The organism is Paeniglutamicibacter kerguelensis (genome assembly GCF_017876535.1).
Classification (GTDB): Bacteria; Actinomycetota; Actinomycetes; order Actinomycetales; family Micrococcaceae; genus Paeniglutamicibacter; species Paeniglutamicibacter kerguelensis.
This window is the reverse complement of the sequence record NZ_JAGIOF010000001.1, coordinates 1,149,278-1,173,943: the sequence shown is the minus strand read 5'-3', so window position 1 is coordinate 1,173,943 and position 24,666 is coordinate 1,149,278. Positions and strand designations below refer to the sequence as shown.

The following is a 24,666-nucleotide window of genomic DNA, read 5'->3' as shown; positions in this document are numbered from 1 at the left end:
CTGGATCTAATTGAACAACGGCGCCCGGTTTCCGGAATCTCCGTAGGTCTCCACATGGATATGGTCCATGTGCAACGTGGTGTCGTTCCAATTGCCGGAAAATTGCTGCCCGTACCTGCCGGACTTTGAGTATTCTTCCCACCCCTTGGCGGGACCGAGCCAAATCTTGTCCTGCCAGATCAAATAGGAAACGCCAAGTGACGAACGGTTATTGATCAGGAATTGGGCCACCTCATTTCCCTTGGCGACATTGATCGGATTCCGGTAGTCCTTGATCATGATGTCGGCGGCTTTGCCGGCGCTGTGTCCCACCGAGCCGGAGCGGATACCACCAATTGACGAAATGAGGGTTTGGAAACGCGCCCGAACTGCGTCCATCACGGCCAGCGTGTCGGGTTGGAGCCTGGCAATCATGTTCTTCGAGAGCAATGTTTCACTCATCCACCCGATGCCCTTGCTGGAGATTACCCGCGCCCAGCCATTGTTGGATTCAAGAATGGTGACTTTTTCTCCCGAAGGCACAACGCCGAGCACCTTGTACGCGGTCGAGTTCCCGGCGCGCAGGTTGATGTTCCCGCTGGCCCAGCGGTATTGGACTTCAACAGGCTTGTACTCAACCTCCGAAAGGTACTGTTCCGTCACCCAGCCGGCGCCCTTGCTGGTTTTGACATTTGCCCAGCCGCCAGCAGAGCGCGCCTGAAGGACCTTTTCGCCTGCGGGGATGACGCCGTGGCTCTTGAAGTTTGTGCCCGCGTCGATGCGAACATTGACCGAATTGGTAGTCCACCTAGGAGTGCTGTAGTTCAATTCCGGTGGACGTACTGTGGGCGGTTTAGGTGATGCGGGCTTGATGTCGGGTACGGATGGCTTGATGGCCTTGGTTGAAAGGTACTTCGACGGCACCCATCCAACGCCGGTAGCAGTTTTGACCTGTTGCCAGGAGCCAGAGGTTCGAAACCATTCGACCTTGGTGCTGGATGATAATGTGCCAAGGCTCTTGCTCGACGAGCTCGCCTTCACATACACTTTCCGCTTGCCGTTGACCCAGCGGTTAACTACCGAAGGATTTAGGCGGACCAACGCGCTGCTTGGAACGAAACCGGTCTTGCCGGAGGCTTTGACCTTGACCCACGATCCGCTCTTGCTAATTACCTCGACCTTCGACCGACGATGCACCGAGATGATGGCGCTTGAGGAAGGTGAGGCCCTGGCCCTCAGCGTGGTGTAGCCCTTGGTGTAGTTGTAGACCTTGGCCTTGTCCGTCGAATGTTTCGTCAGGTAGTCACCCGAGACCCAGCCGGTTTTCGACTTGTACTTCACCTGGTGCCATTTTCCGCTGACTTTCAGGATCGTAAGTGTGGTGTTTTTCGGAACCAACACCAACGACGCCGAGGATATTCTGGCGCTCTTTCGCAAATTCAGCTTCGCGGTAGTCCTTTTGACCGCCTTAGCGGGTGCCAGTTTGGCGTTCGCACTTGTCGAAAGAACCGGGGCCGGCAGTTGCGCCGCAGCTACCACTGTAGGTCCACCAATTAGTGAAACGGCGAGGACTAGCACTACTCCGAGGTGCTTACGCTTCATTCAGGGAGCTCCTGACAAGGTGTTTATGGCGAGCGGACAGATCCTTAGAGTATCGAATAACTTTTGTTCGTGGTTGGAATTCGTGAAACATTCTCTTCACCATCGAAAAAATTCCCTCATTGGTTGCAAAAGGCAACGCTTGACCCGGCCCGGGAACCGCACGAAGGGATTCAGCCGGGCAAGGTCCTGATAGTCGATTTTTAGACGCCTTCCCGCAGGATCAAACCACCGTCGGCGCCATCCGTCAGGGGGAAATTGCAGTCTCCTAACCCGCGCCCTGCTCAGCTACGGCAACTACCTCACTGGCTGGAGGCTTCCTAAGACGCGCAATTTGCCAATCACCAAGATGCAAAAAAGGTGATCGCTGGTAACGTACGACACAGCCATTGAACGCAGAAACTACTGTTCATCGTGTGGTTCCACCGATTCACCATGCCAAATGCCCGAATACTAATCACAGATTAGGAGTCCGCTTGAACATCACCGACAAGTTGGGTTCGGTGCAGCGAAAACTGAATCAATTCGCTGCACAGGTTGGGCAAGTGCGGATACGTGCTTCGGATTCCGGACCAACGTCCAGCGCACATACCTCCAGGGTTGCTGTTGTCGTACCAGTGTTCAATGCAATGCCCTATCTCCAGGTATTGCTTGAGTCCATAGCTGCGCAGGACTTGGACCCCGCTTTGTTCGAGGTAATTGCCGTCGACGACGGCTCCACCGACGGCGGCGGCAAGTTGCTGGACACCTTTGCCGCGCGTCACGCCAACTGGCGAGTGGTCCGTCAGCGAAACAGCGGATGGCCCGGAAAACCACGCAACGTCGGCATAGAGTCGAGCGCCTCTGATTACATTTTCTTTTGCGACGCGGACGATATCCTGGGCCCCGAAGCCTTACGCAGAATGGTCGACTTCGCCGATGAGAATCAGGTCGACGTACTGGCACCGCGAGTGGTCGGCATTGGCGGGCGGGGAGTGAATTCCATACTATTCGCAAAGACCTTGGTGGACGCACCACTCCGTACGATCCTGGGCACGCTGACTCCTCAGAAACTCGTCCGCCGAGAGCTGCTCGATGCACACGGCATTAGGTTTCCGCAGGGCAAGATCCGTCTCGAAGACGGCATGATGCTAGTCCGTTGTTACTTGTCGGCCAGGCGGATATCCATCCTGGCCGACTACGACTACTACTTCATCCGCACTCGGGACAACGGCACGAACATCAGCTCGCAGGGAACCGTTCCCGAAAAATACACCGGTTCGGTCTTGGAGATTGCCCGGATCATCAAGGAAAATCACCCGAATGCCGAGCACGCCGAGATCTTGGTGCTGGATTTGTACCAGCGCAAGTTGCTGCGTTCCTATGCGCCGGCCCGCTTTATGGCCATGCCACCCCGCGTCAGAAATCGCTGGGTCAAGGCCCATGCGGGCTTCGTGGGCCAGCACATACCCCGACATTTGGAAGAGCAGCTGGGATTCCCGTTCCGCCAACGTTCACAGCTGGTCCGCAAACAAGACGTGGAAGGACTGCTCCGGCTGGCCGCCACCGAGGAGGCATTAAAGCCCGACTGCCGTGCGGCGCTGCCACAGCCAGGCGGCACGGAAATGCGGGTCCGGCTCGAGCCGGCAGCGAAATACGAGTCGGCCCATATACTGGCTCGGGCCCGCGGCAAGGACACGGAGATCCAGTTCGAACTGCGCCCGGATGGTCTGGACTACGTGATTCACTTGCCCACATCCGAACTGGCCACTTTGGGCAAGGTTGTCGTGGATCTCTACGTGCAACTGCGGCTTGACGGCATAGAGGGCCGCCCGCGGCGCCTGTTGGCCCCCGAGGACGGTCTTCCTGCGGAAATCGGTGGCAATAAGCTCTACGCCACCGTCCAAGGCAACCTCAGCCTGGACCAGCGCAGCTGAACAGCGCTGCACTATCCCCGCGTCTAGTGGTCCTCATGATGCACGGGAACGACCACCACCGGCAGGCTTTGGTGCGCAATCACGTGCGAAGCCGTCGAGCCGCTGAGAAGTTCGGTCAGCCGCGCGCCAACACCCTTGTGGCGGGTGCCCACCACGATCATTCGGGCATGCAGTTCATCGGCCAAGTGGGCCAAGGTATTGCCGGCATCCCCGGCCAGGACCTTCAGCGACCATGTTGTCTGGCTGCCGGCCATGCAGCTTTCGAGCACCCGCATGATGTCGGCGACATCCGAAGTCATCTCCTCGTCGATTTGCTTGGGGTTCAATGAATTGCCTTGGATGTCTTCCTTCAGCTCCCAATCGGCACGGTAGCTGTTGGGTTCCACGTAGGCAAAAACCAGGGCGGTACCTAGCGATTCGGCCAAGGCGCGGGCCTCGAGGACCACTCGCCGAGGCTGTTTCGGCATCGCGCCGGCAAGAATGGGCCCCGCTCCCCCGACATGTGGTGGTTCCTTGCTCATGATGCGCTCCTCGCTTCACAAAAACACGAAAACTACTCCGTGATTTACATGTTCCGCCCTAACTTCCACTAGGGGAACATCTGGGCGCAGCAAGTGCGGGCGACGAGGATCTTTCCATGCCAGCTGGAGCCACAGAGCGGTCGACGACGACCATTTCACCATCTGCCGCGATGCTGCCCGGAAGCACCGCCTCCGTGCGTACCGCATTGACGACTGCTTATTCGAATGGCAAGCACGTGAGGTTCCGCATTGTTGCTGGCGAGGATCGTCGTGATTTCAGGCCGGGCGTTGGAGACCCTCGACAGGGATTCTCGCTGCCACGTGTTTCCATGCCAACAGGAAGGCAACGCTATTTCTTCACGGTCTTCGTCGGCTTCTTCGAGCAGCCTTGGTGGTGGCCTACTGCTTGGTCGCGGTCGTCTTGTGCATCTTGCGCCAATGGGTGGACGTTGGCGGTGGAGCGAGATCCATGGATCGGGCGGATGTTCGGCTCTTCCGGGAACAACTCGCCCCAGAGCATGCTGCTGCCCAGTATCCAGTTGTTATCGGTGTATGGAGAGGAGCCTGCACTGGCTTCGTATGTTCCTTCCACTGTCCCGGTACATTCAATAAAGAGCACAGCATGATTGGGGTTTCTATCGTGTATCCGAACAACACCCGCGCGCTCGGGCTGGGTGGTGAAGACCGGCTCGTCCGGGAACCCTGTCATGCCCCGGTGCCGGCCTCCTGACGCAGTTTGCCCCAACCGGCCTTTCGGCTGGTCGGGGCAAACATGTGAAACTACCTGGCGGCAGTCACTCGCTATGGCTTGTCGGCCTTAGCGTGCAACCGAACCTTCGGTGTAGTCATCGGTGGTCTTCCAGGAGAAGAGGTTGCGCAGTTCGCGGCCGGTGGCCTCGATCGGGTGGGCCTCGCCCTTGGCGCGCAGCGCCAGGAACTCCGGTGCGCCGGCATCCTGGTCTTCGATGAAGCGCTTGGCGAAGTTGCCGTTCTGGACGTCGGCGAGAACGGCCTTCATGTTCTCCTTGACCTCCGGGGTGATGACGCGCGGGCCGGAGACGTAGTCGCCGTACTCTGCGGTGTCGGAGACGCTCCAGCGCTGCTTGGCGATGCCGCCCTCCCACATGAGGTCAACGATCAGCTTGAGCTCGTGGAGGACCTCGAAGTAGGCGATCTCCGGCTTGTAGCCGGCTTCCGTCAGGGTCTCGAAGCCGTACTGGATCAGCTGCGAGGCGCCGCCGCACAGGACAGCCTGCTCGCCGAAGAGGTCGGTTTCGGTCTCTTCGGTGAAGGTGGTCTCGATGACGCCGGCGCGGGTGCCGCCGATGGCCTTGGCGTAGGACAGTGCCAGTTCCTTGGCGCCACCGGTGAAGTCCTGCTCAACGGCGATCAGGTCGGGGATGCCGCGGCCGGCTTCGAATTCGCGGCGCACGGTGTGGCCCGGGGCCTTCGGTGCAACGAGGGCAACGTCGACGTTTGCCGGCGGTGTGATGTAGCCGTAGCGGATGTTGAAGCCGTGGCCGAAGAACAGGGCATCGCCCGGCTGCAGGTTGGCTTCGATGTCGTCCTTGTAGACGTGGCGCTGGACCTGGTCCGGGGTCAGGATCATGATGACGTCGGCTTCGGCAACTGCCTCCGCGACAGACACGACGCGCAGGCCCTCGGCCTCGGCCTTGGCGATCGACTTGGAGCCGGCCTTCAGGCCGATGCGTACGTCAACGCCGGAGTCGCGCAGGTTCAGCGCGTGGGCGTGGCCCTGGGAACCGTAGCCGATAACGGCGACGGTGCGTCCCTGGATGATCGAGAGGTCTGCATCGTCGTCGTAGTACATGTCAGTCACTGGAATTTCTCCTTGTTTCGGTGTGAAGATTTTGGTTAGGCGGATACGGAGCGCAGGGCACGGTCCGACATCGATTTGGACCCGCGACCCACGGCAAGGGTGCCTGCCTGGACGATTTCGCGGATGCCGAAGGGCTCAAGCACCGCGAGCAGTGCGTTGATCTTATCGGCATTGCCGGTGGCCTCGATGATGAGCGAGTCGGTTGACACGTCCACCACGGAGGCGCGGAAGAGGTCTGCGGCCTGGGTGACCTGCAGGCGGGTTGCCGCATCGGCGCGCACCTTGACCAGGATGTGGTCGCGTTGCACCGATGCCTCCGGCATGAGCTCAACAATCTTGATGACGTTGATGAGTTTGTTCAGCTGCTTGGTGACCTGCTCCAGCAGGTCGCCTTCGGCGTCGACGACAACCGTGACACGGGAGATGCCCGGGACCTCGGTGGGGCCGACGGCCAGGGAATGGATGTTGAACGCGCGGCGGGCGAAGAGCCCTGCCACGCGGGTCAGGACACCCGGGACGTCTTCGACGAGTACGGAAAGAGTGTGGCGTGCCATAACTTTCTAGTCCTCTTCTTCCCACTCGGGCGTCATGCCGCGAGCAATCTGGATCTGGTCGTTGCTCACGCCGGAGGGGACCATCGGCCAGACCATCGAGTCGCGGGAAACCACGAAGTCGATGATCACCGGGCGGTCGTTGATTTCCAGCGCCTGCTTGATGGTTGCGTCGATGTCCTCGTCGCGTTCGCAGCGCAGGCCCACACAACCATATGCGTCGGCGAGCTTCACGAAGTCCGGGACGCGCGCGGTTCCGTGGCCCGTGTTCAAATCGGTGTTTGAGTAGCGGGAATCGTAGAACAGCGTCTGCCACTGGCGCACCATGCCGAGCGACGAGTTGTTGATGATCGCCACCTTGATCGGGATGTTGTTGATGACGCAGGTTGCCAGTTCCTGGTTGGTCATCTGGAAGCAGCCGTCGCCGTCGATGGCCCAGACGACGCGGTCGGGGTTGCCGACCTTCGCGCCCATGGCCGCCGGGACCGAGTAGCCCATGGTGCCCAGCCCGCCCGAGTTCAGCCAGGAGTGCGGGCGCTCGTACTTGATGAACTGCGCCGCCCACATCTGGTGCTGGCCAACGCCTGCGACGTACACGGCCTCCGGGCCGGTGAGCTCGCCGATGCGCTGGATCACGTGCTGCGGGGCCGAAAGCCCGTCCTGGGTTTCGGTGAACCCGATCGGGTAGGTTTCGCGCAGGCGTCCGATGGTGGACCACCAGTCGGTCAGGTCCGGTGCGCCCTCGTCGGCGAAGCGTGCGCGGCAGGCCTCGGTGAGTTCGGGGATGATCTCCTTGACCGAACCCACGATCGGGATGTCCGCCGTGCGGTTCTTGGAGATTTCGGCCGGGTCGATGTCCGCGTGGATGACCTTGGCGTTGGGCGCGAAGGTGTGCAGCACGCCGGTGACGCGGTCATCGAAGCGGGCACCCAGGGTGATCAGCAAATCCGACTGCTGCAGCGCGGTGACGGCGGAAACCGAGCCGTGCATGCCGGGCATGCCCACGTGGAGTTCGTGGGAGTCCGGGAATGCGCCGCGGGCCTGCAGGGTGGTGACCACCGGGGCGCCGACCAGCTCGGCGAATTCCTTGAGCTCCGCCGAGGCGTGGCCCTTGATGACGCCGCCGCCGACGTAGAACACCGGGCGCTTGGAAACGGCGATGAGCTTTGCGGCCTCGCGGACCTGCTTGTTGTGTCCGCGGACCACGGTCTTGTAGCCCGGCAGGTCGATCTTCGGCGGCCAGGAGAACATCATCTTGGACTGCTGTGCGTCCTTGGTGATGTCGACGAGGACCGGGCCCGGGCGTCCGGTGGAAGCGATGTAGAAGGCGCTTGCCAGCATCCGCGGGATGTCCTCGGCCTTGGTGACAAGGAACGAGTGCTTGGTGATGGGCATGGTGATGCCCACGATGTCCGCCTCCTGGAAGGCGTCCGAGCCGATGAAGGCGCTGTGGACCTGGCCGGTGATGGCAACCATCGGGACCGAGTCCATGTGCGCGTCGGCAATGGCGGTGACAAGGTTGGTGGCGCCGGGGCCCGAGGTGGCAATGCAGACGCCGACCTCTCCGGTGACCATCGCGTAACCCTGTGCCGCGTGGCCTGAGCCCTGTTCGTGGCGGACCAAGATGTGGTTGATCTTGGTCGAATCCATGAGCGAGTCGTAGGTCGGCATGATTGCGCCGCCTGGCAACCCAAAGACGTCCTTGACGCCCAGTTCTTCCAGTGTGCGGATGATGGCTTGTGAGCCAAGCATCTCGGTGGGAGCAACGATGTTGTTCGGGCCCTGTACGGGGCTCGACGCTTCCACGACGGAAGAGACAGTGGCATCCTTGCTTCGGTTGGCGGGTTTTGCCGCCAGCGGACCGCTGGCGGGAGTTCCGTTACTCATGGGGATTATTCCTTCTCTATCTCTTCTACTCTGCACATAAAAAAACCCCAATGGCGCCTGGCGGCGAATGGGGTTTGCGCGTCACCGAAGCCCTCCGTGGTGTGGGAGGGACTCAAGCTCAGCGCTTGATAACTAGTAGTACTTCGGTGCGGATCTGCATGTTTCCAGTTTGGTCGCCGCCGCTTCTGGAGTCAAACAATCACACGACTCATCTCATTATATGAGATGAGTGTCCGATGGGTGGACGCGTTCATCGCGCGCCCACCCATCGGATGCGCTTTTACCTAGCCGCAGTATGCGCCCGTCGAGGCCGAATTGACCAGCTTGACGTACTTGCCCAGGACACCGGTGGTGAACTTGGCCGGCAACGGCTCCCAGCCGATCTTGCGAGCCTCGAGCTCTTCCGGATCGACCAGCAGGTCGAATGAACGGGCAGCAATGTCGACGCGGATCTTGTCGCCGTCCTTGACGAAGGCGATCGGACCGCCGTCGACAGCCTCTGGGGCAACGTGGCCGATGCACAGGCCGGTGGTGCCGCCGGAGAAGCGGCCGTCGGTGAGCAGCAGGACATCCTTCCCCAGACCCGCACCCTTGATGGCGCCGGTGATGGCAAGCATTTCGCGCATGCCCGGTCCGCCCTTGGGACCCTCGTAGCGGATAACCACAACGTCGCCGGCGTGGATGTCGCCGTTGTCCAGCGCCTCCAGGGCACCCTGTTCGCGTTCGAAGACGCGGGCGGTTCCCTCGAAGACATCTGCATCGAAGCCAGCGGACTTGACGACCGCGCCCTCTGGAGCCATCGAACCGTGCAGCACGGTGATGCCGCCGGTCTTGTGGATCGGGTTGTCCAGCGCGCGCAGGATCTTGCCGTCTACGTCCGGCGGGTTGATCTCCGCGAGGTTCTCCGCAACGGTCTTGCCGGTCACGGTGAGGCAGTCGCCGTGCAGCAGGCCGGCGTCCAGCAGGGCCTTCATGATCACCGGGACGCCGCCGATCTTGTCCACGTCGGTCATGACGTAGCGGCCGAACGGCTTCAGGTCACCCAGGTGCGGGATCTTGTCGCCGATGCGGTTGAAGTCCGCCAGCGTCAGGTCGACCTCGGCCTCGCGGGCGATGGCCAGCAGGTGCAGCACGGCGTTGGTGGAACCGCCGAAGGCCATGGTCACCGCAATGGCGTTCTCGAAGGCCTTCTTGGTCATGATGTCGCGGGCGGTGATGCCCTTGCGCAGCAGGTTCACCACTGCCTCGCCGGAGGCGCGTGCGAACATGTCGCGGCGGCGGTCGGCCGAGGGTGGGGCGGCGGAACCGGGAAGGCTCATGCCCAGTGCCTCGCCGATGCAGGCCATGGTGTTGGCGGTGTACATGCCGCCGCAGGCGCCCTCACCGGGGCAGATCGCCTTTTCGATGCGGGTCAGGTCCTCGAGGCTCATCTTGCCGGCGGCGCAGGCGCCAACGGCTTCGAAGGCGTCAATCAGGGTGACTTCCTTTTCGGAACCGTCCTCCAGCTTGACCCAGCCGGGCATGATGGAACCGGCGTAGAGAAACACCGAGGCAAGGTCCAGGCGGGCGGCAGCCATCAGCATGCCCGGCAGCGACTTGTCGCAACCTGCAAGGAGCACGGAGCCGTCGATGCGCTCGGCCTGCATGACAACCTCGACGGAGTCGGCAATAACCTCGCGGGACACCAGCGAGAAGTGCATGCCTTCGTGACCCATGGAAATGCCATCGGAAACGGAAATGGTGCCGAACTGCATGGGGAATCCCCCGCCGGCGTGAACGCCTTCCTTGGCACCGGCGGCCAAGCGGTTCAGCGAAAGGTTGCAAGGGGTAATTTCGTTCCACGAGCTCGCAACACCGATTTGCGGCTTGGCGAAGTCGTCATCGCCCATGCCCACGGCGCGGAACATGCCGCGTGCCGGAGCGGCGTGGATGCCGTCCGTGACTACGCGGCTACGAGGTTTAATATCTGGAGTTGTGTCCTGGCTCATGCCCTAAATACTAGGCCTGTCAAGCGGTGCCGCCGAACCCGTGACGGCACCGCGACATATTTCACCCAACGCATACAAAGCATGTGTTCAAAACGTGGGATGACTAGACATGCTCCGGACAGCCAATTCCCCCTGAATATGACGACATTGATGAATGTATTCTCATTGGATCGGCCAGCTTGAGAATGCCCCCGGCGTGCACCTCCACGTCGCATCGGAAGCAGCGGTGAATTCGAGATCGGCAAAATCAAACCTGGACGTTGCATCAACACCTGCACTCAATTCACTCCGAGCAACCATCAAAGTCTTAGATGCACATTTTCGCCCGACATGAGAGCGTCTCGATGGAATGTCCGCGTGCTCTCCTCGGTGCCATGAAAAATTCCAGATGGGTCAGAATTGATTGGCTCAGAGTCGTCTTGATCTCCTACTTCATCTCGAAGCAGCTCCCCCGCGAAGATGACATGCACATCCGTAACCGGATGGCATGAACCGTTCATGACGTCGGCGTTTGCAACCCAAGGCACCCCCGTGAATGCTGCCGAATCTCGAGACCCAACACCAACTGCCCATCGTCGTTTTGCATTCCTTGCAGACTTCAGGTCGGTTGAAGGCTTGGTTGACGGATCAAGCGCAGCGCGTGCTGTTTTATCCTCGCGATTCTTGCGGGCATTTTCCGTAATTTCATCCCGTTCCAGTTCAAAGCTTTTCCGCTGCAATTTCAGTCGGTGATCGACACGGAAGAATGCTGCCACGGAAGCAACTGACCCACTCCAGGTCCCCATCGTTGCAACCCAATTCCCGTCTATCACCGATATCTCCAAGTCTCAATGCTTCTAGTAGATTCATTGAGACTGGAATTTTGTCGGAATACGCGGCTGTGCAAGATCGGCAAACCATAACGACACGGCGACATTTTTCACTCAACCGCTTACAGGACATGTGTTCGAAACATGAGATGGCTAGAGTGGCAGGTATGGAGAGACCCCAAGTTGATTCCACCGATGACGCCGACGACACCCTTAAGCGCCTGCTGCATGAGGCGTTCGATGGTCAGATCCCCAATTACGGAAGCTACAACCTTGTTGCGGCCTCCGGCACCTCGGGATCCTCGGGGCTGAAGGTGATCGGCTACCGGCGCGAACCCGCCGAGCTCATCATCTGCCCCCTAAACCCCAAGACGATGACCGCGTCCGACCGTGCCGTATCGGTCAACAACACCAATGTTTCCCACGTGGCGCTGATCAGCGACGGCAGCTACGAAGTGGGGACCAGCACCGGCCGCGTTTACCGCTTCAATATCCCGGCACATCCAACGCTCGACATCCCAGCAAACGAAGGCTCCGCCAGCCAACGCGGCCGCATCGACCAGGGCGAGGACGCCGCCGATTTCGCCGAATTCATGGACATCTTCATGGACGTGCTCGAGCGCGTGGCCTCCGACACCGACTAAAGGCCTTCGTTCCCGGAAACGAAACCCCTCGGGTCGCCCTCCCGCCCCGAGCCCGCAGCAAGGAGATCGATGATCAACGTTTTGGTTGGCAGCACGGTCCTGCCTGGGAACCTCGAAGCGGTTCTGGAGATCTATCGCGAGCTGGTTGCCCGGACGCGAAATGAACCCGGTTGCGTGAGCTACGAACTACTCCAGTTGCGCGAAGATCCCTGTGACTTGATGTTGCTTGAATGTTGGCTCTCCCAGGAACACCTGGACGCCCACACCCGGACACCGCACTTCGTCGAAGCCATCGCGCAACTCGAAATGCTCGAGACGGCGGCCCCTGCACTCATCTACACCAAGAGCGTGTAACGACCCTGTGCGGTGACCCCGTGCCGGGGAACACGAGCCTGTCCCCGGCATTCCCCCTTGCCTCCCCCGGACCAAGCGCTTATGTTGGCCACACGGCAACTTGCCAAAGGTCTTCACCGCTGGATGGGAAGCGAGGAAACCATGACCGACGACCCGCTCACTCCGCAAGGTCAGGAACCCGAGGTTCCCCCAAACAAGCCGGAAGCGGCACCCGCTCGACCCGCCGTCGGCACCCGTGCCGGCGTCGTTTGGACTTTCACCATCGTCGCCCTCATCGTATTGGTGTTCCTGGTAGTGTTCATGGTGCAAAATCAGGATCGTGTCACCGTGTATTTCCTGGGATTCCATGGACAGCTGGCGCTCGGGGTTGCCATGCTCATAGCTGCGGTTGCGGGCGCTACCGTGGTGGCAATCGCCGGCGCAGTTCGCATCATCCAGCTACGCAGCCGGGCCCGAACCTCGGGCAAACGCCAGGACCGCAAGAGCAGCTGAACCGCAAGAGCACATCAGTTCGCGGAAGGCGACTCCCCTGCCGCGGCACGCTCGATGAGTGAAACCAGGACACCGAGCGCCCGGGTCAGCTCCGTATCCGTCACCGCGCCGTATCCGAGCACCAAGCCATTTTTCCGCGCCCCGTCGGCGTAGTAGTCGGCGAGCGCCGGAAGCAATACCCCACATACCAGTGCATGCCTCGCGAGGTCGCTGGCATCGATTCCGGGTGCCAGTTCCAGGACCGCATGCAGGCCTCCGTCGAGGGCGGAGACCGCTACATCCTTGCGTGCACCGAGTCGTTCGAGAATGATGTCACGGCGGTGGGCGTACTCCCGGCGGGCGCGGGCAATGTGTCGGGCAAGGCCACCGCCGTCGATGTAGCTCCCAAGAGCCAGCTGGAGCATCCCGGATACCGGGGTGCCAAGGGCGCGACGCGTGCCCTTGAGCCCTTCGGCGGAAGCGCCCCGGGCAATGAGGTACCCGCAGCGCAACCACGGACTGAGCGATTTCGAGAACGTTCCCACCAGGATCACGTCGGCTTGCGACGGAAGCGACGCAAGTGTGGGCAGGGGCCTCCGGCTATGCCGGAATTCGCTGTCGTAGTCATCTTCGAGAATCAAGACGTTATTGGCCGAGGCCCACGACAGCAAAGTCAATCGTTCCTGGATCGGCATGCGCCCTCCCAGCGGGTATTGGTGGCTCGGGGTGACGAGCACTGCGTCGGGCGGCGTCTCCAAGCTGGCGAGTTGTTCGACCCTCAGTCCATCGACGGTAACCGGCAGAGTCTCAACCGCGGCCCCCGCCGCGGCAAGCACTCGCCGGGCCGTTGGATACCCCGGGTCTTCGACGAGGACACGTGGACGGTCGGAGCGACTGCGAAGGGCGGTGACTATCAGTTGCAGCGCATCGCTGGTCCCCGCCGAAACGATCACGTCCTCGGCATTGACATTGAGCCCCCGTGATGTCCCTAGGTGCCCTTGGATGGCGGCGCGCAGGGTGTCGATACCCAGCGCGGGCGGGATCTGTGAACTCACCGGTTCGGCAGCTGCCTTGCGCCAGGCGGAGCGCCATTCGTTGTCCAGGAAGGGCACGCCCGAGGGGCGCCCCGGACTCAGGTCCAGAATCGGTTTGGCCGCTTCCGATTGCTTTGCGGCAGCGGCCACCCGGGCGAAGCCCCGGATGTCGGGGCGAACGGCAACACGGGTCCCTCCGGCACCGCGGCTATCGAGATAGCCCTCCCCCGATAGTTGCTCGAACGCCCTGACGACCACGCCCCGTGAGACGCCGAGCTCGGTGGCCAGCGCGCGCGAGGAAGGCAGCGAGTCCTCCGCCCGTAGCGTTCCATCAAGGATGGCAGTCCGGAGGCGCGCTGCCAGCTGGACCGTCAGCGGCGATTTGCTGCCGGGGTCCAAGGTAATGGGAAGTTCGGCCGTCGCCATCTTGGTCCTATCGTTATTGGCAATCTTGGATCTAGGTTGGGTCCAAGATGATTGCCAGTATAGGTCCTGGATCTCCCGCGACCGACCGCGGGGGACCATAGAAGATCGAGGATCCACATCATGTTTGACGGACTGTGCGCCTTCCCGCTAACACCGCTCTCGGAAGACGGCGTCGACCAAACCGCCCTTGCCCGACTCGTCGGTCGCATCACCGACGCCGGCGTGAAATCAATCGGTGTCCTGGGGTCCACCGGCGTCTACCCCTACCTGTCCCGCGACGAACGCCGAGAAGCGCTGCAAGTTGCTGTCGGTTCCGCCGGCGATGCCTCGGTCATGAGCGGGATCGGTGCCATGCGCACACGGGAAGTGATCGCCAACGCCGAGGATGCGCAGCTCGCCGGGGCTTCCGCCCTGCTCCTTACACCCGTCTCCTATCACCGGCTCACAGCAAACGAGGTGTTCGGCCTGTACCGCGACGTCGTCTCGGCTTCCTCCGTGCCGGTCTTTGTGTACGACAGCCCGGGTACCACCGGGTTTGTCTTCTCCGACGAATTGCTCGAACGCATCGCCCGACTCCCCCGGATCGGCGGCATCAAGATTCCCCCGCCCCCGGCCGGAGCCACGGCATCGCGCCTTGCCGAACTCCGAGGGATCTTCTCCCCCGAACACTCGATCGGCCTCAGCGGGGATTGGGAAGCCGCCGACGCATTGCTGGCCGGCTATGACGTTTGGCATTCTGTCATTGCAGGAATCTTCCCCCGCCACGCCATGGAACTGGCCGACGCCGCACTGGCCGGAAACGCCGGCACCGCACGGGAAATCTCCCGGAAATTCGATCCCATCTGGGCGTTGTTCAAATCTCACGGGAGCCTGCGCGTGGTTGCGGCCATCGCCGAGGAACTGGGACTCACCAACCCCCACAGCCTCCCGAGCCCGCTGAAGGGCCTCGAAGACCAGACCCGTTCGGAGATCAGGGATTCCCTGAAGCTCACCGGCCTGGACGGCTAGCCCGCAGGCTGCCGCCCGCGGACGTGGATCGACAACACCGTGAGAACTCCAAACAAAGAAATCACCAAGGCCCTGCCCGGGGACCGACCTGCGGGTGCCGGAGGCCTGGCCAGGTACGTGGCCGCTGCAACGTTGGCGCGGACAGCGGACGGCGGCGCAGTGGTCGCCGTCGTCCTGCTGGTCACCACCAGCGGTGGTCCGGGATGGCTTGCAGGGCTCCTAGGCGCCAGCATCACGGCGCCGCACCTGCTGGGGCCATTCGTTGCCCGCAGCCTGGACACCGCGCGCGATGCACGCAACGTCATTGCCTTTGCCTGTATTGCACACGGTGGAACGCTCGCCGCGGCGGTACTGCTCTATCCTGTGACCTTGCCCATTGTGCCGGCACTGCTTTTGATCGTCTCGGGGCTGTTTGGGCCACTGCTGACCGGCGGCATCAGCTCCCGGCTCCCCGAGATCGCCGGGGACAGCCGGGAAAGCCAACGCCGAGCCCAGGGCTGGGACGTCGCGACCTATGGCATTGGCGGGACCCTTGGCCCGGGAATCGTCGCGGCAGTCTCGGCCTGGTCGGGAGCCGCCGTTGCGGCCCTCATGCTTGCTGCCGGAACCATGCTTGCAGCCATCCTGGTGAAACTCCTGCCGCACGGAAGCCGGGCCGCAAATCAAACCGAGGTGCCCAAGCCCGGGCAAACGCTTTTGCTGATGCTGACCACCGGCCCGCTGCGCCGGACCTTGTACATGACAATGACCGTGGCCCTGTCGGTAGCCGTGCTTCCCATAACGGCCGTGGCATCGACAGGTCATTTCAAGGTCGATGGGGCCGCTGCAGGAATCCTCACTGCCGCATACGGCTTGGGCAATCTGGCCGGATCGATCGGCGTGATGATCCGTCCGCTGAAAGGGGACGCCGACAGACTCATGACCTGGCTTGCCTTCACGGTTGCCGGAGCACTGCTCTGCGTGACGCTCTCCACCGTTTTCAGCGCGGCGATCGCCGCCTATGGACTCGCTGGAATCATCAACTCGTACTTCTTTGCCGCGACCCTTGCCGCGCGCAGCGAGTATGCGCCGCAAAACTCGCGAGGCCAGGTCTTCGTCTGGGTCGGCGCACTGAAGATCACCGCGGGGTCCGCCGGAACAGCTCTCGCGGGAGCCGTCATTGCGGGCCCGGCGCCACTCCCCTTGCATGCAGCCCTCGTCCTGACGGCCTTCATCGCGGCATGCTCAATCGTGGACCGGAACAGCACCCGAAACCCTGTGCAGTGAGCACAAGGATGGTTGGCCTCCCGGGCATTCCGGAAGGCCAACCACCCTCGATCCGTTGCTGTGCAGGCAGGCGATTCACGCCGCCCTCGACGCCTTGCCGGCCACGAATCCAGCTAGTGTCGGTTGGCGGCTTCGGCGCTGTAAACGAGGTTCTCCGAATCCCGGCCTTCGGCCCAAGCCACAACCTGGCGCTTCAGCAGAGCCGTCATGCGCGGCAGAAACGCCTCGGTGTTTCCGCCATTGTGCGGGACGATCAGTGCATTGGGCAGCTTCCAAATCGGATGATCCTCCGGAAGCGGTTCCGGGTCAAAAACGTCCGAGGCGCAGCGCAGGCGCCCGGTCGCCAGCTCCGCCACCAGAGCGTCGGTGTCAACCACCGCGCCGCGGGCCACGTTGACGATGACCGCATCGTCGGGCAGCGTGGAGAGCAGCTGCGCATCCACCAGGTGGTGGGTCGATGCGTTGTGCGGAACTATGAGGATCAAGACCTCAATCGACGAGGCGCGCGAGTGCAGGTCATCAATGGCCAGGATTTCACCGTGCTCGTCGGTGCGTGCACGTGTGCCAAAACGGCTGAGCTCAACTTCAAACGGAACCAACCGCTTGCGAATTTCTTCGCCGATGCCGCCAACACCAACAATCGCCACCTTGCGGTCGGCCAATCCCGGCCAACGCCGTGGATTCCAATGGCCGGCGGCCTGGTCCCGCACCGACTCCCCGATGCCTCGCAGCGAGGCGATTGCCATCCCGACGGCCAACTCGGCCGTGGAAGCGGCATGAACGCCGTGCGCAGTAGCCACTGACACATCCGGACCAACAAGTTCACGGATTCCGTCGAACCCAGTGGTTTGGGTCTGCACCAACTTGAGGTTCGGCGCCTTTTTGACATCTTCCAGCTCGGAGAACTTGGCCATGTAGGGGAAAACTGCAATTTCGATGGCCTCAAGGGCCACGCCCACGGGATCGCTCGTGAAGTCCCAAATGCCGGCTTCGAGACCTTCTGGCAAAGGGCCTACAGCAGCGAGGAGTTCTTCACTGGGAAAAGTAACAACGGTGTTCTGCTTCATGCTCTTGAGCCTAGGTCGATCAGGGCACCTGCCCTAAAGGAACATGCCCCGGCAACGAAACAATCTTTCACGTAGCTAAAGTCCTGCTATTGCCGCCACAACAACCCAAATCAGGACGATTATTGTGACCTCGCTCGCAAAAGGCCATTTCGATTTGCATTCCCCCGTCAAGCTGGTAAAGTTTCATGTCGTTGCAGAGCGCGGGAGTTACGAACTCCGGCAAAACAACAGCCGCACCTCTAGCTCAATTGGCAGAGCAACTGACTCTTAATCAGTAGGTTCCGGGTTCAAGTCCCGGGGGGTGCACAGCAAAGAAGGTCCGATTCGCAGTTGCGAATCGGACCTTCTGCTTTTCCCGGATGCAACGGCTCCAAAGCGGCCCCGCAACCGCACTGGACACGCCTGGGCCCGGCCCGCGCCCGCCCGATCGGGCCGCCCAAACCCAGAGTTCATCGCCAAGGCTCACACGATCGCTGGCGCACGTCGGAAGCGTCGCGCGCAAGCCTGAGAAGCTGGTATAGTTTCATGTCGTTGCAGAGCGCAGGAGTTACGAACTCCGGCAAAACAACAGCCGCACCTCTAGCTCAATTGGCAGAGCAACTGACTCTTAATCAGTAGGTTCCGGGTTCAAGTCCCGGGGGGTGCACAGCAAAGAAGGTCCGATTCGCAGTTGCGAATCGGACCTTCTGCTTTTCCCTGGAAACCTCCCGGACTCACGGGATGGGTCGCGACAACGGGCCTCGAAGCGCTACGGCTGCCAGGACTTCCTCATCGTGAAGGCACGGGCGCAAACTCATGCCCCAACGCCTTGGAAACCCCCACAAAAATGCGTGTGGCCGGGGCCGCGCACGGCAGCTCGCCAGGATTGTCACTCAACGTGGGCGATTCGGCGCATCCACCCGAGGAGATGTCGCTGTTGACCATGACCACCACCGACGTGTCGGTGGTGGTGTCGTAGTACAAGGCCGTGTTGAAACCGGGCAGCTCCCCCGTGTGCCCCACCCACCCGCCAATGCAGCCCAAGGCCAGCCCATAGCCTGCCGGAGTTGGGAACGACTTCAGCCGCGCTATTTGGGCCTCCGGCGAGAGCAGCCCCTGCCCCGTGGCCAGCGCCCGGTCGTATGTCAACAAATCCTCAACGGTGGAGATCAAGGCGCCGGCGGCACCGGCGAAAGTCGGCGTCCAGTTCGTGGCGTCGACGGGCTCGTTCAGCGGTTCCAAGCCCTGGAGCGTAAACCCGCGCGGATGAGGGCTCGGAACCGCGTCCGAATCACCCGGCCAGCTGGTGTTCGCCATGCCCAACGGCACCAGGATTTGCTGCTTCAGCACCTCCAGGAATGGCTGTCCGGTCACCTTTTCAATCACCGTCCCCAGCAAGATGGTATTGGTGTTGGAATAGTTGAACTTCTCCCCCGGGGCAAATAGCGGCGAGGCCGAAACGCCGTAGGCAATGAGCTCATCCGTGGTGAACTTGCTGGAGGGGTCGCCGAAGTAGCGCTTCAAGAAATCCTCGGTGTAAAAGCTGGACACGCCGCTTGTCATATTGGCCAGCATGCGCAGGGTGATCCGCTCGCCATTGGGAATGCCGGGATGGTATTGCCGATCGGATCATCGAGGCCGAGCTTGCCCTCTTCGGCCAATTGGAGCAGCAATGTTCCGGTGAACGTCTTGGCGACGGAGCCAATTCGGGCATGCATGTCTGTGGTCATAGGCGCCTTGGTCGTCGGGTCGGCCAGCCCATAAGCCGCCGTCCAGATGCCTTGAGGCGTGCGCACGCCCACTATGGCCCCCGGTGCCGCAGCCGTCTCAAAGGCAGCCTTCGCGCCCGAGTCGAGAGTCGCAACCACGGATTTCGGCAGGGTGCCCGAGGCTCCAGGTGCGGCCTTGACCACGTTGGCCGGATCGGCCACACACTGCCCCGCAGTGGTGCCCGGGCTTGATGTCGGGCTTCCCTGTTCCACACTGGACGGACTCGGTGGCGGTACGACGCCAGACCCGCACCCAGTCAAAACCAGGGCAAGAACCGCACCAATTGCCAACTTCCCCCCTGAAAACCACTGAATCCTTCATGAGCTCACCCGGTTCCCTAGTTCCCGAGAGTTGAAAAGGTTCGAGCCGGACGGTGGCCCTCCCTCGACATCCCTGACAAGAATTGCCGAGAGGAGCATCCCTTCAGTCGCTTCTACCCCGCCGGAACCGCAGCCAACATATGGCCCGGTGGGGAGGTCTATTTGTTGCGACAGGAGAACTTCCCGGTCGTTTCCTTGCCGATGCAGCGGCCTAAGTTTCTCGATCCAGGGATCGCCACGGTTGCTGGGGCACCACGTCCCGGTGTCGCCCTGGAAACCTCCATTGCCGCCGGAGTCGCAGCCATTGACGTCGGGAAAAGGTACTCCGGGACATGGTTCCACCGTCAAGGCTGCCGGTTCGCCAGGAGTCTCGATCCCGCTCACTTGAGAGCTGGACACTGTTGCGAGGTGCGTCACCGCGAAGGCCGGGCATGAAAAATTGCCCGCGGCGTTTTGCGGTGTTGGCTGTGGTTGCCGGCGAATAGAAGTGAACGACGAAGCCGTGGCGATCGCAGCAAAACCGTGGAATGTGATGAATCGCCGTTTCTTCATCCCGGCCCCCTTGATCTTCAAGAACACCTGATTCGTCACGCTTTTCGAGTAGAGCAGTGATCCTTGGGTGTGTCGAGGACAGCGTGCGTTTTCGCAATCCGGCCGCGCTCTTGAAGAACGGTGATCTGCTGAACCAATTAACCACGCCGTCTTGTACGAGATGGAATCGCTGCACATCGGTCTTGTTCGACCGCTGTTGGCACGGCGGAATTGAGGAAGTCCCGCCAGCCAAGCCATGGACAGCTCAGTCACCGTTAGTCGACCGCCATTGGCTGCACAGCTTTTGCGGCACGTGAACCACTCTCATCCGACATTGACCGCTACACAAACACATTCCTTCCAAGAGCACACTGAGCGGCGGGGTCCAGTGACAACAACTGCCGCCCCAACATTGAACGATGCATAGGTTTCACCCTTTAAGGCGAATACGCTTTGCCACCGAAACCAACTGTGCGCACCGTCACAGAACGACTTTCGCGGGAAGCGCCCGAAAATCATGGGCGAACCCTCCGAAATCGCGGGAAAAACCGCGTATTTACAAGGAATTTGGCGGACCGATCGAACCCCAACCCCCGATTTTAGTTCTGGACCACTTTCTGGTTATGATTATCTGCGTCGCAAGGACGGGTTCCGCACGGAGCGCTGACCGAAACGACATAATGCACCTCTAGCTCAATTGGCAGAGCAACTGACTCTTAATCAGTAGGTTCCGGGTTCAAGTCCCGGGGGGTGCACGGTAAGAAAGGCTCGATCTGTTTAGACAGATCGAGCCTTTCGTTTTCCCCCGGAGCCCGCATTCCGACACTTCATCTTCGGAGGACGGGATCCGGGCCTCTGCCGGTAGGGAATTCGATCCAAGCTTCGCCCGCTTGAAGCGCGCAAGGAGCTGTCGCTCCCGGTCCCAAACCGCACGTCGTCCCCAAAGTTCATTGCCGACGATGTCTGCGGATTGCTGGACAGTCCCTGATAGTCACTCGGGGCAAATGCTCAGGTTCCCGACGCAGCCACGGGACTAACATGGATAGTTGACAGAGGTAAACAATTCCCCTGCCCCGTGGTCCATGGAGGGGCTGACAAAAATGCTTCAGGAAAAGTTCCAGCTTGGCGGCAACGTGGCAATCCGGCGGTCCCGCGACCTGGCCAATCCCCGCTACAAGTGGATCGTTCTGTCAAACACCACCCTGGGCATGCTCATGGCCACGATCAACGCATCGATCCTGCTGATCGCCCTGCCCGACATCTTCCGCGGCGTGGGCATCAATCCCTTGGCCCCGCGAAACACCAGCCTGTTGCTGTGGCTGATCATGGGCTACATGGTTGTCACGGCCGTGCTGGTGGTCAGCTTTGGCCGGCTGGGCGACATATACGGCCGGGTGAAGATGTACAACGCCGGCTTTGCCATTTTCACGCTGTTTTCAATCCTGCTTGCGGTGACGTGGATGCAGGGCGTCCCGGCCGTGTACTGGATGATCATCATGCGAGTCCTCCAGGGAGTGGGCGGTGCCCTGCTGATGGCCAATTCCAATGCCATCATCACCGACGCGTTCGACGTCGACCAGCGGGGCCTGGCCCTTGGACTGAACCAAGTGGCCGGCATCGCCGGATCGTTCCTGGGACTGATCATCGGCGGGCTGCTGGGCCCGGTCGATTGGCGGCTCGTGTTCCTGGTCTCGGTGCCCGTGGGGCTTTTCGGCACGATCTGGGCCTACCTGAGGCTGCATGACAACGGCATCCGGCAGCCGGCGAAGCTCGACTGGTGGGGAAACATCACGTTTGCGGCGGGACTGATCGCGGTCTTGGTCGGCATCACCTACGGCATCCAGCCATATGGCGTCCACACCATGGGGTGGACCGACCCCTGGGTGCTGACGGCGCTGGTCGGCGGCGTGATCGTGCTGGGCATCTTCATCATCGTGGAAAACCGGGTTGCCGAGCTGATGTTCGAGATCTCCCTGTTCCGCATCCGCGCGTTCACGGCCGGAAACCTGGCCAGCCTGCTCTCCGGCATCGGCCGGGGCGGGCTGATGTTCATCCTGATCATCTGGCTGCAGGGCATCTGGCTCCCCCGGCACGGCTACGGCTTTGCCGAGACGCCCTTGTGGGCCGGCATCTACATGCTGCCGCTGACTGCTGGCTTCCTGGTGGCGGGGCCGGTCTCCGGTGCGATCTCCGACCGGCGCGGGGCCAGGCTGCTGGCCACCGGCGGCATGGTTGTCGCGGCCCTGAGCTTCTGGTGGCTGCTCCTGCTGCCGGTGGAATTCGAGTACTGGAGCTTTGTGCTGGCCCTGCTGGCCAACGGTATCGGCATGGGTCTGTTCGCCGCGCCGAACCGCGCCGGCATCATGAACAGCCTGCCGCCCAACCGCCGCGGCGTGGGCGGGGGCATGAGCACGACTTTCCAGAACTCCGCCATGGTCCTGTTCATCGGCATCTTCTTTTCCCTCATGATCACGGGACTGGCCCGCTCCCTCCCGTCCACGCTGACCGAGGGGCTCGTCACCCACGGTGTCGGCGCCGTGGACGCCGGAAGGGTTGCCGGCCTGCCGCCGGTGTCCGTCCTGTTCGCGTCCCTGCTGGGCTACAACCCGGTGCAGACGCTCTTGGGGCCCGCCGCCCTGGCGCACCTTTCACCCGCCGACGCCGCCTACCTCACCGGCCGGGGATTCTTCCCCGCCCTGATCTCGGGCCCGTTCGCCGACGGACTCACCGTGGCCTTCGGCTTTGCGATCGTCGCCAGCCTGGTGGCAGCCGTGGCCTCGGCACTGCGCGGCGGCAAGTACGTCTACGACGAAGGCACTTCCGGCGGAGGCCTTCCGGAAGAGGACGCTTCGGGCGCGGATGACACCGCAACGCCGATGCCCCACACGACGGCACAGGCCTCGGACCCCTTGACCCGTGGAACGGATGGTCCTGAAATGGACACGGGCGGCCCCGCCCCATGCCGGCGGGCGGCCTTGAAGAAAAGGTCGCACCACCGTGCGGAGCCGTCATGGTTCCGGCCGCCGAACCGTTGCAGCATCCAGCTACCCCGCCCATCGTGATTGGTGCACACCATGAACAGCCATTCCAGCCATTCAAGCCACGCCAGTCCTGCCGGGGATCCCCCGGACCGCGTTCCGCTGCCCGGCAGCGAGCGTGGACCCGCCCCGGACAGGTCCGCGGCCGCCAGGCCCGGGGTCCGCACGATCGATGAGGAACAGGTGGAAATCAGTGTCTACCTGCGCCGCAGCCGCCCAGTGCCGGAGGACAAGCTTCCCGGCGGACCGCAGAAGGGGGCCCGGCCGGCGTCCCACGGCGCCAGCGCCAAGGACATCGACCTTGTCACCACGACCCTCACCGAGCTCGGTGCCGTCGTCGTCGACGCCAATCCGGCAACACGGTGCCTGCGGGTCGCCGGAACCGCGGGGCTGCTGGCCGAGATCTTCGGAACCCGGCTCGAACGGGTGACAAGCGTGGCACCCAACCGGGAAGCCGTCACGCACCGCCAGCGCACGGGCGGGTTGAGCGTGCCGGCGGCCCTGGACGGGGTGGTCACGGCCGTGCTGGGCCTGGATGACAGGCCGGCCGCGCGGCCCCACTTTCACGTCGCACCCAAAGCCGCCGCCGGCGTAAGCTACACGCCCTTGGATCTGGCCCGAATCTACAAGTTCCCCGCCGACACCGATGGAACCGGCCAGGTCATTGCCATCATCGAACTAGGCGGCGGCTTCGTCCAGGCCGATCTCGACGTGTACTTCGCGGATCTGGGCATCGAGGGTCCCACGGTGATCGCCATCGGTGTCGACGGGGCGGCCAATGCGCCCGGCTCCGATCCGAAGGGGGCCGACGGCGAGGTCATGCTGGACATCGAGGTGGCCGGTGCGCTGGCGCCCCGGGCCGCACTCAAGGTCTATTTCGCACCCAACACCGACGCCGGGTTCGTCGACGCAGTCGCCCGGGCCGCCCATGACACTCCGACGCCCGCCTCGATCAGCATCAGCTGGGGCCAAAACGAGGACGAATGGACGGCCCAAGCACGCGCGGAGATGGACAATGCCTTTGTTGACGCCACGCTGCTCGGGGCGACGGCCACTGCCGCGGCAGGCGACAACGGCAGCGCCGACGCCGCCTCCGACGGCAAGAACCATGCAGACTTCCCGGCCTCCAGCCCGCACGCCTTGGCCTGCGGCGGCACCCGCCTGATGGCCGATCCGGCAACGGGCAAGGTCCGCTCCGAAACCGTGTGGAACCATTCCGCGAAATCCGCCACCGGCGGCGGGGTCAGCGACGCATTTCCGCTCCCGCCATGGCAACAACAGGTCACCGTCAGTTCCGGCGCCGAGCCGTCCGCCGTCCCCGGAGGGCGGGGCGTGCCTGATGTCGCGGCAGTCGCCGACCCCCGAACGGGCTACAGGGTCAGGGTCGACGGCAAGGACGTGGTATTTGGCGGCACCAGCGCCGTTTCCCCCTTGTGGGCCGCGTTGCTTGCCAGGCTGGCCCAGCAGCAGGGGCACGGGTTCGGATTGCTGCAACCGGCCATCTACGCACGGGTGGAGGCCGGCCTCGCGGCAAGCGGGTTCCGCGACATCAAACGGGGAAACAACGGGACGTACCGGGCAACCGCCGGTTGGGATGCCTGCACCGGTCTCGGCGTGCCTGACGGACTGGCCCTGCAAGCCGCCATCGTGATCGCTATCCATTGACGG

General features: G+C 62.2%; 18 protein-coding genes, 3 tRNA genes and 1 pseudogene. 11 read left to right on the top strand and 11 right to left on the bottom strand.

Annotation, left to right across the window (positions count from 1 at the left end; all coding sequences use genetic code 11):
• Positions 1 to 6: 6 nt before the first annotated feature.
• Entirely contained in the window at positions 7 to 1,581 is a 1,575-nt protein-coding gene (locus JOF47_RS05290; RefSeq protein ID WP_209996411.1) for an SH3 domain-containing protein, read from the bottom strand.
• 473 nt (positions 1,582 to 2,054) lie between these two features.
• On the opposite strand from JOF47_RS05290, the gene JOF47_RS05285 reads away from it, so the two are divergent.
• Complete coding sequence (locus tag JOF47_RS05285; protein ID WP_209996410.1) at positions 2,055 to 3,494, top strand: glycosyltransferase family 2 protein; 1,440 nt, start codon at positions 2,055 to 2,057, stop codon at positions 3,492 to 3,494.
• A gap of 23 nt (positions 3,495 to 3,517) precedes the next feature.
• Here the strand turns inward: JOF47_RS05285 and JOF47_RS05280 are convergent, their stop codons facing one another.
• The 7 genes from JOF47_RS05280 to JOF47_RS05250 all read right to left on the bottom strand — a co-directional run bounded on the left by JOF47_RS05280 (position 3,518) and on the right by JOF47_RS05250 (position 11,036).
• Positions 3,518 to 4,015: a universal stress protein gene (locus JOF47_RS05280; RefSeq protein ID WP_209996409.1), complete on the bottom strand. Its 498-nt coding sequence runs from the start codon at positions 4,013 to 4,015 to the stop codon at positions 3,518 to 3,520.
• A gap of 349 nt (positions 4,016 to 4,364) precedes the next feature.
• On the bottom strand, positions 4,365 to 4,724 hold the full coding sequence (locus tag JOF47_RS05275) for a hypothetical protein (RefSeq protein WP_209996408.1): 360 nt from the start codon (positions 4,722 to 4,724) through the stop codon (positions 4,365 to 4,367).
• A gap of 108 nt (positions 4,725 to 4,832) precedes the next feature.
• Positions 4,833 to 5,855 (bottom strand): ketol-acid reductoisomerase, encoded by a 1,023-nt coding sequence (ilvC, locus tag JOF47_RS05270; protein WP_209996407.1) that lies wholly within the window; start codon positions 5,853 to 5,855, stop codon positions 4,833 to 4,835.
• Positions 5,856 to 5,890: 35 nt separating this feature from the next.
• A complete protein-coding gene (gene ilvN, locus JOF47_RS05265) occupies positions 5,891 to 6,409 on the bottom strand; it encodes an acetolactate synthase small subunit (protein WP_209996406.1) in 519 nt (172 codons plus the stop codon).
• Positions 6,410 to 6,415: 6 nt separating this feature from the next.
• Positions 6,416 to 8,293: an acetolactate synthase large subunit gene (locus JOF47_RS05260; RefSeq protein WP_209996405.1), complete on the bottom strand. Its 1,878-nt coding sequence runs from the start codon at positions 8,291 to 8,293 to the stop codon at positions 6,416 to 6,418.
• Positions 8,294 to 8,577: 284 nt separating this feature from the next.
• Positions 8,578 to 10,281 carry a dihydroxy-acid dehydratase gene (gene ilvD, locus JOF47_RS05255; protein ID WP_209996404.1) on the bottom strand — a complete coding sequence of 568 codons (1,704 nt, stop codon included), beginning with the start codon at positions 10,279 to 10,281 and terminating at the stop codon, positions 8,578 to 8,580.
• Positions 10,282 to 10,580: 299 nt separating this feature from the next.
• A complete protein-coding gene (locus JOF47_RS05250; protein ID WP_209996403.1) occupies positions 10,581 to 11,036 on the bottom strand; it encodes a hypothetical protein in 456 nt (151 codons plus the stop codon).
• A gap of 221 nt (positions 11,037 to 11,257) precedes the next feature.
• Here JOF47_RS05250 and JOF47_RS05245 point away from each other — a divergent pair, with 221 nt between their 5' ends.
• The 3 genes from JOF47_RS05245 (at position 11,258) to JOF47_RS05235 (ending at position 12,580) form a co-directional block, all read left to right on the top strand.
• Positions 11,258 to 11,734: a hypothetical protein gene (locus JOF47_RS05245; RefSeq protein ID WP_209996402.1), complete on the top strand. Its 477-nt coding sequence runs from the start codon at positions 11,258 to 11,260 to the stop codon at positions 11,732 to 11,734.
• A gap of 69 nt (positions 11,735 to 11,803) precedes the next feature.
• Positions 11,804 to 12,088 carry a putative quinol monooxygenase gene (locus tag JOF47_RS05240; protein WP_209996401.1) on the top strand — a complete coding sequence of 95 codons (285 nt, stop codon included), beginning with the start codon at positions 11,804 to 11,806 and terminating at the stop codon, positions 12,086 to 12,088.
• Between the two features lie 123 nt (positions 12,089 to 12,211).
• The gene (locus JOF47_RS05235; protein WP_209996400.1) at positions 12,212 to 12,580 is read left to right on the top strand and encodes a lipopolysaccharide assembly protein LapA domain-containing protein; all 369 of its coding nucleotides are present in this window, start codon (positions 12,212 to 12,214) and stop codon (positions 12,578 to 12,580) included.
• Positions 12,581 to 12,594: 14 nt separating this feature from the next.
• Here JOF47_RS05235 and pdxR read toward each other — a convergent pair whose 3' ends face one another.
• Positions 12,595 to 14,019: a MocR-like pyridoxine biosynthesis transcription factor PdxR gene (gene pdxR, locus JOF47_RS05230; RefSeq protein ID WP_209996399.1), complete on the bottom strand. Its 1,425-nt coding sequence runs from the start codon at positions 14,017 to 14,019 to the stop codon at positions 12,595 to 12,597.
• Positions 14,020 to 14,139: 120 nt separating this feature from the next.
• Here pdxR and JOF47_RS05225 point away from each other — a divergent pair, with 120 nt between their 5' ends.
• The gene (locus JOF47_RS05225; protein WP_209996398.1) at positions 14,140 to 15,027 is read left to right on the top strand and encodes a dihydrodipicolinate synthase family protein; all 888 of its coding nucleotides are present in this window, start codon (positions 14,140 to 14,142) and stop codon (positions 15,025 to 15,027) included.
• A gap of 39 nt (positions 15,028 to 15,066) precedes the next feature.
• Positions 15,067 to 16,293 carry an MFS transporter gene (locus JOF47_RS05220; protein ID WP_209996397.1) on the top strand — a complete coding sequence of 409 codons (1,227 nt, stop codon included), beginning with the start codon at positions 15,067 to 15,069 and terminating at the stop codon, positions 16,291 to 16,293.
• 113 nt (positions 16,294 to 16,406) lie between these two features.
• Here JOF47_RS05220 and JOF47_RS05215 read toward each other — a convergent pair whose 3' ends face one another.
• A complete protein-coding gene (locus JOF47_RS05215; RefSeq protein WP_209996396.1) occupies positions 16,407 to 17,360 on the bottom strand; it encodes a 2-hydroxyacid dehydrogenase in 954 nt (317 codons plus the stop codon).
• A 233-nt stretch (positions 17,361 to 17,593) separates the two neighbouring features.
• Between JOF47_RS05215 and JOF47_RS05210 the strand changes: the two genes are divergently transcribed.
• Positions 17,594 to 17,666 (top strand) — tRNA-Lys (locus JOF47_RS05210).
• A gap of 267 nt (positions 17,667 to 17,933) precedes the next feature.
• A tRNA-Lys gene (locus tag JOF47_RS05205) sits at positions 17,934 to 18,006 on the top strand.
• Positions 18,007 to 18,128: 122 nt separating this feature from the next.
• On the opposite strand, the pseudogene JOF47_RS21780 reads toward JOF47_RS05205, so the two are convergent.
• A pseudogene (locus JOF47_RS21780) lies at positions 18,129 to 19,135 on the bottom strand (serine hydrolase domain-containing protein).
• Positions 19,136 to 20,642: 1,507 nt separating this feature from the next.
• Here JOF47_RS21780 and JOF47_RS05190 point away from each other — a divergent pair.
• From JOF47_RS05190 to JOF47_RS05180, 3 genes are all read left to right on the top strand, one after another.
• Positions 20,643 to 20,715, top strand: a tRNA-Lys gene (locus tag JOF47_RS05190).
• Positions 20,716 to 21,006: 291 nt separating this feature from the next.
• Positions 21,007 to 23,022, top strand: a complete 2,016-nt coding sequence (locus JOF47_RS05185) for an MFS transporter (protein ID WP_245356265.1) — start codon at positions 21,007 to 21,009, stop codon at positions 23,020 to 23,022.
• Positions 23,023 to 23,034: 12 nt separating this feature from the next.
• Positions 23,035 to 24,663, top strand: a complete 1,629-nt coding sequence (locus JOF47_RS05180; protein WP_209996391.1) for a S53 family peptidase — start codon at positions 23,035 to 23,037, stop codon at positions 24,661 to 24,663.
• Positions 24,664 to 24,666 lie beyond the last annotated feature (3 nt).

Bases quoted from the DNA above. Each gene is read 5' to 3' on its own strand.
- JOF47_RS05290 (WP_209996411.1), bottom strand. From the start codon at position 1,581: ATGAAGCGTAAGCACCTCGGAGTAGTGCTAGTCCTCGCCGTTTCACTA.
- JOF47_RS05280 (WP_209996409.1), bottom strand. From the start codon at position 4,015: ATGAGCAAGGAACCACCACATGTCGGGGGAGCGGGGCCCATTCTTGCC.
- JOF47_RS05275 (WP_209996408.1), bottom strand. From the start codon at position 4,724: ATGACAGGGTTCCCGGACGAGCCGGTCTTCACCACCCAGCCCGAGCGC.
- ilvN (WP_209996406.1), bottom strand. From the start codon at position 6,409: ATGGCACGCCACACTCTTTCCGTACTCGTCGAAGACGTCCCGGGTGTC.
- JOF47_RS05260 (WP_209996405.1), bottom strand. From the start codon at position 8,293: ATGAGTAACGGAACTCCCGCCAGCGGTCCGCTGGCGGCAAAACCCGCC.
- ilvD (WP_209996404.1), bottom strand. From the start codon at position 10,281: ATGAGCCAGGACACAACTCCAGATATTAAACCTCGTAGCCGCGTAGTC.
- JOF47_RS05245 (WP_209996402.1), top strand. From the start codon at position 11,258: ATGGAGAGACCCCAAGTTGATTCCACCGATGACGCCGACGACACCCTT.
- JOF47_RS05240 (WP_209996401.1), top strand. From the start codon at position 11,804: ATGATCAACGTTTTGGTTGGCAGCACGGTCCTGCCTGGGAACCTCGAA.
- JOF47_RS05235 (WP_209996400.1), top strand. From the start codon at position 12,212: ATGGGAAGCGAGGAAACCATGACCGACGACCCGCTCACTCCGCAAGGT.
- pdxR (WP_209996399.1), bottom strand. From the start codon at position 14,019: ATGGCGACGGCCGAACTTCCCATTACCTTGGACCCCGGCAGCAAATCG.
- JOF47_RS05225 (WP_209996398.1), top strand. From the start codon at position 14,140: ATGTTTGACGGACTGTGCGCCTTCCCGCTAACACCGCTCTCGGAAGAC.
- JOF47_RS05215 (WP_209996396.1), bottom strand. From the start codon at position 17,360: ATGAAGCAGAACACCGTTGTTACTTTTCCCAGTGAAGAACTCCTCGCT.
- JOF47_RS05180 (WP_209996391.1), top strand. From the start codon at position 23,035: ATGAACAGCCATTCCAGCCATTCAAGCCACGCCAGTCCTGCCGGGGAT.